Consider the following 10,609-nt stretch of genomic DNA (forward strand, 5'->3'; position numbering starts at 1 on the left):
ATGCAAATATCTAATATTGTTATAACTTTCTGGTTATTAGCTTTTGAGAAAAACGGCATAACCCCTGTTTACTGGGGATTTTCAAGCCACAAGTATTTTCCTCTCGCCAAATACATAAGAATCCGTAATCTATTGAGGATCGCCCTTGATATGAATTCGAGCTGCCATGCCCTCCCCGACCCTGGACCTGGAACTGCTGCGCACCTTCGTCGCGGTGGTCGACCATCACAGTTTTGCCGAAGCCGGCCAGCATCTGGCCCGTACCCAATCGTCGGTGACCCAGCAGATGCAACGCCTGGAACATCAGGTCGGGGTCAGTCTGTTCCAGAAACAGGGCCGGCAGAAACAGCTCACCGAGCCTGGCCGGCAATTGCTGCGCCATGCCCGGCAGATGCTCTCGCTGAACGATGAGGCGCTCAACTCGCTGCATGAAAGCCACCTGAGCGGCGTGCTGCGCATCGGTTCGCCCCACGATATCGCCGACACCATCCTTCCGCCGATCCTCAGCCACATTGCCCGCTCGGCACCACGCCTGCGTCTGGAAATCGACGTGGGGCGCAGCCCCTACCTGATGGACGACCTGCACCGGGGCAAGATCGACATGGTCATCTCCACCCGCGAGGACTCACGCCTGCAAGGCTTCGCCCTGCGCACCTCACCGGTCTGGTGGATCTGTTCGGCGCAGTACATCCATGTGCCCAGCGAGCCGCTGCCGCTGATCCTGGTGGAGGAGCCGAGCATCTATCGGCGTTATGCCATGGAAGCACTGGAGCGCGAGGGGATTGCCTGGCGCCAGGCGTACCTGGCGTCAAACCTGATCGGCATCAAGGCGGCGATTCGCGCCGGCCTCGGGGTGACGCCCCGCAGCATGGAGCTGCTGGGGCCGGACATGCGCGTCCTGGGGGAGAATGACGGTCTGCCACGGTTGCCGGATGTCACCTATCACCTGTGGATCCGGCCCAACACGGTCAATCCGCTGGTGCGCCGGGCCTATGACCTGATCCGCGCCAGCCAGGGGCTCTAGGAAGATGGATGCCGCCCTCCAGGGCCTCTTCGGGGGCAAGCCCCCTCCCACAGTATCCGATCAACCTTTTGGGAGGGGCTTGCCCCCCTTCCACATGGCTACTCAACCTTGTGGCAGGAGACTTGTCTCCCTTCCATGTAGCCACTCAACCTTGTGGCAGGAGACTGCCTCCCTTCCATGTAGCCACTCAACCTTGTGGGAGGGGGCTTGCCCCCGAAGGCGGACTTGAGGTTGCCAACGACTTCAGACCGCCGGCAACCAGAGGCGGAAGCGCGCGCCACCCAGCGGCGACGGTTCGGCGGTCAGGGTACCGCCCTGGGCCTCGGCCGCCCGTCGACTGATGGCCAGGCCCAGGCCGAAGCCGCCGGTAGAACGGTCGCGGCTGCGATCCAGGCGGTAGAACGGTTCGAAGACCCGCTCGCGCTCCTGCTCGGGAATGCCGATACCATCGTCGTCGACCCACAGTTCACAGCCTTCGGCATTGGCGCGGATACCGATCTGGATGCGTCGCTCGCAATACCGGGTAGCATTGCGCAACAGGTTCTGCACGGCCCGCGCGGTCAGCCGCGGATCGAGGGAAAAGCGTTCCAGGGAACCGTGCATCAGCACGTCGATCACGATATCCGGCGCCTCCAGTTCCTCGTCGAAACTGCCGAGGATACTGTCGACAAACTCGTCGAGCGACACCATCACCCGCTCCGGCACCCGTCCCGGATTCTGCAGGCGACTGTAGGACAGCAACTCCAGCACCAGTTCGTCCAGTTCGCGGATATGCCCCACCAACCCTTGCAGGCGCTCGCGCGACGGCTGCGGCAAGTCGTCCGACAGGGCCAGCGCCAGGCCGAAGTCCAGCCGGGTCAAGGGCGTACGCAGTTCATGGGAAACGGCATTGAGCAGGTCGCGCTGCTGGTTGAGCAGGCATTCGATATCGCCGGCCATGGTGTCGAAGACCGCGGCCAGTTCACCGATGTTGGAGCGCGGCGAGATGTGTGTACGTTCGCTCAACTGGCCCTGGCCGATACGTCGGGCAGTCTGCTTGAGGCGTTCCAGGTCGCGCCAGTGCGGCCGTAGCCAGAACAGCAGACAGGCCAGCAGCGCCGCGCCGATCAGCACGTTCATGCTCCAGTACAACAGGTTCACGTCCAGCGGATCGGGCGGTACCACCAGTTCCACCGCCAGTTGCCCGTCCAGCGGCGAGGCCACCAGGTTGGGCGCGCCCCAATCACCCAGGCGGATCACATTCTCGCCACGGCGCAGACGCTTCTGCTCCGGTTCGCTGAAACTGATGTCGTCAATGCGGATCAGCGCCACCCGCAGCGGCGCGAAGCTTTTGTCCAGTTCGATCGCCAGCGCCGGCCACTGGCCGTTGGGCACCTCGTGGAACTGCTTGACCAGCAGCCCCTGCATGCCCCGGGACTGGTCGATGTTGTAACTCATGAAACGTTCGCGGAAAAGCTCGATCACCAGGTCGGGCACCAGGTAGATCGCCGCGCTGAAGGTCACGATGGTCACCAGGTAGAGGCGGATCAGAATCTTCAGCATCGACTCAGCATTCCCACTCGGAACGGCTGAACAGGTAGCCCTTGCCCCACACGGTCTTGATCTTGCGCGCCTCGCCGGCGTGATCGTCGAACTTGCGCCGCAGCTTGGAGATCGCCACATCCACCGAACGGTCGGTGCCGTTGAACTCGATGCCACGCAGGCGTTGCAGGATCTGGTCGCGGCTGAGCACCTCGCCGGCATGCCGGGCCAGCACCACCAGCAGGTTGTATTCGCCGCTGGACAGCTCCACCGGCTGCTCGCGCCAGGTCACGGTGCGCTCGGACAGATCGATGCACAGGTTGCCCATCAGGATCTGGTCGCTGGCCACCTGCGGCTCGCTGAGGCTGCTGCGCCGCAACAGGGTACGCACCCGGGCCAGCAGCACCCGCGGCTCGCAAGGTTTGGTCACGTAGTCGTCGGCGCCCATTTCCAGGCCCAGCACCTGGTCGTGGCTGTCGTCACGGGCGGTGAGCATGAGAATCGGCAGCGTCGCCGAATCGGCCCGCAACAGGCGGCAGACCTGCAGGCCGTCGAGGCCGGGCAGCATCAGGTCGAGGATCACCAGGTCCGGCGGATTCTGCCGGGCCCGCTCGCGCACCTGGTCGCCACGGGCCAGCACATTGACCTGATAGCCGTTGCGTTCCAGGTAGCTGGCAATCAGTTCGGAAAGCGCGGTGTCGTCTTCGACCAGGAGAATCGTCGGCATAAATAACTACAGGTAGGTGGAAAACCGTGAAGGATATACGCCCTTTCGCGTGCGCGAGCACAAGCTTCACACTTTTTCACCAACGACCTACATAGCTTCACAGCACCGCTTGACAGCCGCCCTTAGCATGCCCGGGTCATTACTGGGACTCGATTATGTTGAAGAAGCTGTTTGCCCCGCTCTGCCTGTCGGCCCTGGCCCTCGCGCTGAGCGCCTGTGACAAGTCCGCCGGGGAGCCCGAGGCGCCGCCCGCGCCCAAGGTCCGGGTCGAGACCATCCATACCCAACCCCTGTCGATCAGCAGCGAACTGAGCGGGCGCATCGCCGCGCCACGCATCGCCGAAGTGCGCGCGCGGGTCGCCGGCGTGGTGCTCAAGCGCCTGTTCCACGAAGGCAGCGACGTCAAGCAGGGCGATGTGCTGTTCCTGATCGATCCGGCACCGTTCAAGGCCGACCTCGACAGCGCCGTCGCCAGCCTGCAGAAAGCCGAGGCCAATGCGTTCCAGGCAAAATTGCAGCACCAGCGCTACCGCGAACTGGTGGACAGCAACGCCATCAGCCGCCAGGACTACGACAACGCCCAGGCCGCCGCGCGCCAGAGCGCCGCCGATGTCGCCGCCAACCAGGCCGCGGTGCAACGGGCCAGGCTCAACCTCGGCTACGCCACCGTTACCGCACCGATCTCCGGGCGTATCGGCCGGGCCCTGGTCACCGAGGGTGCACTGGTCGGCCAGAACGAAACCACCGCCCTGGCGCTGATCCAGCAGTTGAACCCGATCCACGCCGACCTGACGCAGTCCACCCGCGAGCTGAACGACCTGCGCAGGGCCTTCCGCGCCGGCCAACTGCAGGAGGTCGGACAGAACCAGGCCAAGGCCACGCTGATCCAGGACGACGGCAGCGCCTATCCGTTGCCGGGCAAGCTGCTGTTCACCGATATCAGTGTCGACCCGAGCACCGGGCAGATCATCCTGCGCAGCGAGTTCCCCAACCCGGACCTCGACCTGCTGCCGGGCAGCTTTGTGCGGGTCAAGGTCGAACAGGCCTTCAACCGCGAAGGCATCAGCGTGCCGCAACGGGCGATCCTGCGCGACAGCGCCGGGATTCCCCAGGTGCTGCTGGTGGACGCCGAACAACGCGTGAACCAGCACCCGGTCAGCCTCGGCGCCGTGCAGAACGACCGCTGGATCGTCAACGACGGCCTCAAGCCCGGCGACCGCATCGTCGTCGAAGGCCTGCAGCACGCCCGCCCCGGCGAGCTGGTGCAAGTCGATGACAGCCCTGTTTCCCTCGCCCAGTCCAAAGGACAGTGAGCATGCCGCACTTCTTTATCGACCGCCCGATCTTCGCCTGGGTGGTCGCGCTGTTTATTCTGCTGGCCGGTGTTCTCGCCATCCCGCAATTGCCGGTGGCGCAGTACCCCAACGTCGCGCCGCCCAAGGTGGAAATCTACGCGGTGTATCCTGGTGCTTCGGCGCAGACCCTCGACGAGAGCGTGGTCAGCCTGATCGAGCAGGAGCTCAACGGCGCCGACCACCTGCTGTACTTCGAATCGCAGAGCAGCCTGGGCAGCGCGACCATCACCGCGACCTTCCAGCCCGGCACCAACCCGGAGATGGCCCAGGTCGACGTGCAGAACCGCCTCAAGGCGGTGGAGCCGCGCCTGCCCGCCGCCGTCACCCAGCAAGGCTTGCAGGTGGAGAAGGTCTCCGCCGGTTTCCTGTTGCTGGCGACCCTCACGTCCAATGACGGCCAGTACGACGACACCGCGCTCAGCGATTACCTGGCGCGCAACGTGATGAACGAGATCAAGCGTCTCGACGGTGTCGGCAAGGCCCAGCTGTACGGTGCCGAACGCGCCCTGCGGATCTGGATCGATCCGCAGAAGCTGGTGGGTTTCAACCTCACCGCCGCCGATGTCAGCGCCGCCGTGGCCGCGCAGAACGCCCAGGTCTCGGCCGGCAGCATCGGTGACTTGCCGGGGCCGTCGACCCAGGAAATCACCGCAGCGGTGCTGGTCAAGGGCCAGTTGTCGACACCCCAGGAGTTCGCCGACATCGTCCTGCGGGCCAACCCCGACGGTTCCAGCGTACGTATCGGCGATGTCGCCCGGGTCGAAGTCGGCAGCCAGGAATACCAGTACTCGACGCGCCTGAACGGCAAGCCGTCGACCGCCTTCAGCGTGCAACTGGCACCCGGTGCCAATGCCCTGAAGACCGCGACGCTGGTGCGAGCGAAGATGGATGAGCTGTCGCGGTACTTCCCGGCGAACGTGGAATACAAGATCCCCTACGACACCTCGCCGTTCGTCAAGGTCTCGATCACCAAGGTGGTCTACACCCTCGGCGAAGCCATGCTGCTGGTGTTCGCGGTGATGTTCCTGTTCCTGCAGAACATCCGCTATACGCTGATCCCGACGCTGGTGGTGCCGGTGGCGTTGATGGGCACCTTTGCCACCATGCTCGCCCTGGGTTTCTCGATCAACGTGCTGACCATGTTCGGCATGGTGCTGGCCATCGGTATCCTGGTGGATGACGCCATCGTGGTGGTGGAGAACGTCGAGCGGATCATGGTCAATGAAGGCCTGTCACCGAAGGACGCAACACGCAAGGCCATGGGCCAGATCAGCGGCGCGATCATCGGCATCACCCTGGTGCTGGTGGCGGTATTTATTCCCATGGCCTTCATGCAGGGCTCGGTGGGCGTGATCTACCAGCAGTTCTCGCTCTCCATGGCGACCTCGATTCTGTTCTCGGCATTCCTCGCCCTGACCCTGACCCCGGCCCTGTGCGCCACCCTGCTCAATCCGATCGCCAAGGGCGAACACCATGCCAAGGGCGGCTTCTTCGGCGGGTTCAACCGCCGCTTCGAGCAGATGAGCGCCGGCTACGAACGCTGGGTGGTCCAGGCCCTGAAACGCAGCGGCCGCTACCTGCTGCTCTACGGCGTACTGGTGGTGGTTCTCGGCCTGCTGTTCAGCCGCCTGCCCGCCTCGTTCCTGCCGGTGGAAGACCAGGGCTATACCATCACCGATATCCAGTTGCCGCCGGGGGCGAGCAAGAACCGCACGGTCAAGGTGGTGGAACAGATCGAGGCCAACAACGCCACGGAGCCCGGTGTTGGTGACACTACCATGATCCTCGGCTTCAGCTTCTCCGGCAGCGGCCAGAACGCCGCTCTGGCGTTCACCACCCTCAAGGACTGGTCGCAGCGCAGTGCCAAGGACTCGGCGGCGGCCATCGCCGAACGGGCGAATATCGCCTTCGGCGAGCTCAAGGATGCAGTGGCCTACGCCATCCTGCCGCCTCCGGTGGACGGCCTCGGCACTTCCAGCGGTTTCGAGTTCCGCCTGCAGGACCGTGGCGGCGTCGGCCACGAAGCCTTGATGCAGGCCCGTACCGAGCTGCTGGCGGCCGCGGCCAAGAGCAAGGTGCTGGCCAATGTCCGCGAAAGCGCCCTGGCCGAGGCGCCGCAGGTGCAGTTGATCGTCGACCGCAAGCAGGCCAACGCCCTGGGTGTGTCGTTTGCCGATATCGGCAATATCCTCTCCACCGCCGTCGGTTCGTCCTATGTCAACGACTTCCCCAACCAGGGACGCATGCAGCGGGTGGTGATCCAGGCCGAAGGCGACCAGCGCGCCCAGGTGGCGGACCTGCTGAAGATCCATGTGCGCAACGGCAACGGCAAGATGGTCCCCCTGTCGGCCTTTGTCGAAGCCCGCTGGACCCAGGGCCCCGCGCAGTTGACCCGCTACAACGGCTACCCGGCGATTGCCATTTCCGGCGAGTCGGCGCCCGGCTACAGCACCGGCCAGGCCATGGAGGAAATGGAACACCTGGTGACGCAACTGCCGGCGGGCCTGGGCCTGGAATGGACCGGGCTGTCATTGCAGGAACGTTTGTCCGGCTCCCAGGCGCCGATCCTGCTGGGCCTGTCGCTGCTGGTGGTGTTCCTGTGCCTGGCGGCGCTGTACGAGAGCTGGTCGATTCCGACCTCGGTGCTGCTGGTAGTGCCGTTGGGCGTGCTCGGCGCGGTGCTCGCGGTGACCTTGCGCGGGATGCCCAACGATGTGTTCTTCAAGGTCGGGCTGATCACCATCATCGGTCTGTCGGCGAAGAACGCGATCCTGATCATCGAGTTCGCCAAGAGCCTGTACGACGAAGGCCATGACCTGCTGGACGCGACGGTACAGGCCGCGCGGCTGCGCTTGCGACCGATCATCATGACTTCACTGGCGTTCATTCTCGGCGTGGTACCGCTGGCGATCGCCACCGGGGCCAGCTCGGCGAGCCAGCAGGCCATCGGTACCGGGGTGATTGGCGGGATGATCAGCGCGACCCTGGCCGTGGTGTTCGTGCCGGTGTTCTTTGTGGTGGTGATGAAGCTGGTCAAGCGCAAGGAGCCTTGATCAGGGGGTGATCCCGAGGGCCCTTTCGCTGGCAAGCCAGCTCCCACAGGGAATCGGGTCGTGCGCGGCATTTGTGCTCGACTCGGACACTTGTGGGAGCCGGCTTGTCAGCTCCCACAGGGAATCGAGTCCTACGCAGCATTTGTGTTCGACTCGGACACTTGTGGGACCTGGCTTGCCAGCGAAGAGGCCGGCACAGCCCCCCCCCCTGTCTCGGCTATTGCACCAGCTGGTTGATCTCGATGATCGGCAGCAATACCGCCATCACGATCACCAGCACCACCGCGCCCATCACCACGATCATCAGCGGTTCGAGCAGCGCGGTCATGCCCATGGCCCGCCGCTCGATATCCCGCGACAGGGTTTGCGCCGCGCGCTCCAGCATCGGCGGCAACGAACCGGTTTTCTCGCCACTGGCAATCAGGTGGATCAATACCGGCGGAAAGACCTTCTCGACCTTCAGTGCCGCTGCCAGGTTCACCCCTTCCCTGACCCGCGCCGTGGCCTCGCTCACACTCAGGCTCAGGCGATCGTTCGACACCGTCTGCCGCGCCGCTTCCAGTGCCCGCAGCAACGGCACCCCGGCACCGCCCAGAATCGCCAGGGTCGAGGCGAACCGGGCGGTATTGAGTCCCAGCACAAAACGCCCGATCAGCGGCAGGCGCAGGATCCGACTGTGCCAGCCCAGGCGCGCCGCCGGCTGGCGCAGGTACAACCGCCAACCCCAGAAACCACCGGTCATGACGCTGAAGCAGAGCCAGCCCCAGGCGCGGATGAAATCACTGGCGTTGAGCATCACCAGGGTCAGCCCGGGAAGATCCTGGCGAGCCTGGGAAAACGCGCTGACCACCTGCGGCACCACGTAGCTGAGCAGGAAAATCACGATGGCCACCGACACCAGCCCGACCACCCCCGGATAGATAAAGGCGGTGAGGATCTTGCCCCGCAGGTTGTTGCGCTCCTCGATATAGTCGGCCAGCCGCTCCATGACCTGAGCCAGGTCACCGGACTCCTCGCCCGCGGCAATCAGTGCCCGGTAGATCTCCGGAAAGTCCCTGGGGCGCTTGGCCAGTGCTTCCGCCAGGCGCATACCACCACGAACATCGCTGCGTACCGCGCTCAGGGTCTGGGCGATATGCTTGCGTTCGGCCTGCTCCACCGTGGCGCTCAGGGCCGCCTCCAGTGGCAGGCTGGCACCCAACAGGCTCGCCAGTTGGCGGGTGGCCCAGGCCAGGTCGTTGTCCGACAGCCTGGCGCTGAACAGACCGCCGCCCGCCCCGCCACTCTCGCCACCGTCGGCCTTGACCGACAAGGCGGTCAGGCCGCGACTGCGCAACACGCCCATCGCCGCACTCTGGCTGTCCGCCTCGAGATGGCCGGATTCGATCTTGCCGAGGGCGTCGGCGGCTTCGAAGCGATAGCGATTCATCAGGCGTCCCGTGTCACACGAAGGATTTCTTCCGGTGCCGTGGCACCGCTGCGTACCCAGCGTTCGCCGTCCTCGCGCATGCTCAGCATGCCGGCCTCGCGGGCGGCCAGGCGCAGGGCCTGTTCACCGGCACCCTGGTGGATCAGGGTGCGCACGTCATCGTCGATGTAGAACAGTTCGTGAATGCCGGTACGACCGCTGTAGCCGGTGTGATTGCAGGCGCTGCACCCTACCGGACGCCAGGTACCGGGCGTGGCAGGGTCGGCCTCGCGACAGTGCTGGCACAGCCGTCGCACCAGACGCTGGGCCAGCACGCCGAGTATCGATGAGGCCAGCAGGAACGGTTCCACCCCCATGTCGATCAGGCGGTTGACCGCCGACACCGCGTCGTTGGTGTGCAGGGTCGCCAGCACCAGGTGACCGGTGAGCGAGGCCTGCACGGCGATCTGCGCGGTTTCCAGGTCGCGGATCTCGCCGATCATGATGATGTCCGGGTCCTGGCGCAGGATCGCCCGCAGGGCCAGGGCGAAGGTCATGTCGATCTTGGCATTGACCTGGATCTGGCTGATACCCGGCAGATCGTATTCCACCGGGTCCTCGACGGTGAGGATATTGCTGGTGCTGGCGTCGAGCCGGGCGAGGGCCGCATAGAGGCTGGTGGTCTTGCCGCTGCCGGTGGGGCCGGTGACCAGGACGATGCCATGGGGCTGGCGGATCAGGTGATCGAGCCGCGCCAGCACGTCGGGGTCCATGCCCAGGGTTTCCAGTTGCAGGCGCCCGGCCTGTTTGTCCAGCAGACGCATCACCACCCGCTCGCCATGGCCGGTGGGCACGGTGGACACGCGGATATCGATCGGTCGCCCGGCCACCCGCAGGGCAATCCGGCCATCCTGGGGCAGGCGTTTTTCGGCGATGTCCAACTGCGCCATGATCTTGATCCGCGACACCAACGCACCGTGCAGCGCCTTGCGTGGCGACACCACGTCGCGCAGGGTGCCGTCGACCCGATAACGCACCACCGAATGGGTCTCGAACGGCTCGATATGGATATCGCTGGCCTCGTCCCGTGCCGCCTGGGTCAGCAAGGCATTGATCATGCGGATCACCGGCGCGCCGTCCTGGGTGTCCAGCAGGTCGGTGATTTCCGGGATATCCTGCATCAACCGGTCGAGGTCAACCTCATTTTCCGCCGCGCCGACCACCGCCGCCGCGCTGCCGGTATCGGCATAGGCGCTGGCGAGCAGGCCGTCGAGCTCCTCGTCGCGCACCCGCTCCAGGCGCGCCGGACCGAACTGCCGGCGCACCTCGCTGATGGCCCAGCCCGGTGTCGAGGGACAGGCGCTCAGCACGCCGTCGCACAACACCACCCGCTGCGCCTTGGCCCAGGCATAGGGCAGCGCACTCATAATGACCGCTCCTTTTGCGCGGCGTGCGCCCTACCTGTGGGAGCGGGCTTGCCCGCGAACAGGACCTTGAGGGCGCCAAAAGCTTCGCGGGCAA

The 10,609-nt window shown here is 65.0% G+C and carries 7 protein-coding genes; 3 read left to right on the forward strand and 4 right to left on the reverse strand.

Translation table 11 applies throughout. The features are described from left to right. Nucleotides 1-166: 166 nt before the first annotated feature. Complete coding sequence (locus HX851_RS42780) at nucleotides 167-1,024, forward strand: LysR substrate-binding domain-containing protein (RefSeq protein ID WP_017125994.1); 858 nt, start codon at nucleotides 167-169, stop codon at nucleotides 1,022-1,024. Nucleotides 1,025-1,267: 243 nt separating this feature from the next. Here HX851_RS42780 and HX851_RS42785 read toward each other — a convergent pair whose 3' ends face one another. After that, nucleotides 1,268-2,566, reverse strand: coding sequence for an ATP-binding protein (locus tag HX851_RS42785; RefSeq protein WP_177063753.1), 1,299 nt, complete (start codon nucleotides 2,564-2,566; stop codon nucleotides 1,268-1,270). A gap of 4 nt (nucleotides 2,567-2,570) precedes the next feature. Beyond that, nucleotides 2,571-3,272 carry a response regulator transcription factor gene (locus HX851_RS42790; RefSeq protein ID WP_177063752.1) on the reverse strand — a complete coding sequence of 234 codons (702 nt, stop codon included), beginning with the start codon at nucleotides 3,270-3,272 and terminating at the stop codon, nucleotides 2,571-2,573. A 155-nt stretch (nucleotides 3,273-3,427) separates the two neighbouring features. On the opposite strand from HX851_RS42790, the gene HX851_RS42795 reads away from it, so the two are divergent. Together HX851_RS42795 and HX851_RS42800 are read left to right on the forward strand one after the other, a co-directional pair. Next, nucleotides 3,428-4,585, forward strand: coding sequence for an efflux RND transporter periplasmic adaptor subunit (locus HX851_RS42795; RefSeq protein WP_177063751.1), 1,158 nt, complete (start codon nucleotides 3,428-3,430; stop codon nucleotides 4,583-4,585). 2 nt (nucleotides 4,586-4,587) lie between these two features. Further along, nucleotides 4,588-7,680 carry a multidrug efflux RND transporter permease subunit gene (locus tag HX851_RS42800; RefSeq protein WP_177064029.1) on the forward strand — a complete coding sequence of 1,031 codons (3,093 nt, stop codon included), beginning with the start codon at nucleotides 4,588-4,590 and terminating at the stop codon, nucleotides 7,678-7,680. 217 nt (nucleotides 7,681-7,897) lie between these two features. Here the strand turns inward: HX851_RS42800 and gspF are convergent, their stop codons facing one another. Next, nucleotides 7,898-9,109 (reverse strand): type II secretion system inner membrane protein GspF, encoded by a 1,212-nt coding sequence (gspF, locus tag HX851_RS42805; protein ID WP_177061703.1) that lies wholly within the window; start codon nucleotides 9,107-9,109, stop codon nucleotides 7,898-7,900. Then, entirely contained in the window at nucleotides 9,109-10,515 is a 1,407-nt protein-coding gene (gspE, locus tag HX851_RS42810) for a type II secretion system ATPase GspE (protein ID WP_177064030.1), read from the reverse strand. The genes gspF and gspE overlap by 1 nt, the downstream gene beginning before the upstream one ends. Nucleotides 10,516-10,609: the final 94 nt, after the last annotated feature.

The organism is Pseudomonas gingeri (genome assembly GCF_013385635.1).
GTDB lineage: Bacteria > Pseudomonadota > Gammaproteobacteria > Pseudomonadales > Pseudomonadaceae > Aquipseudomonas > Aquipseudomonas gingeri_A.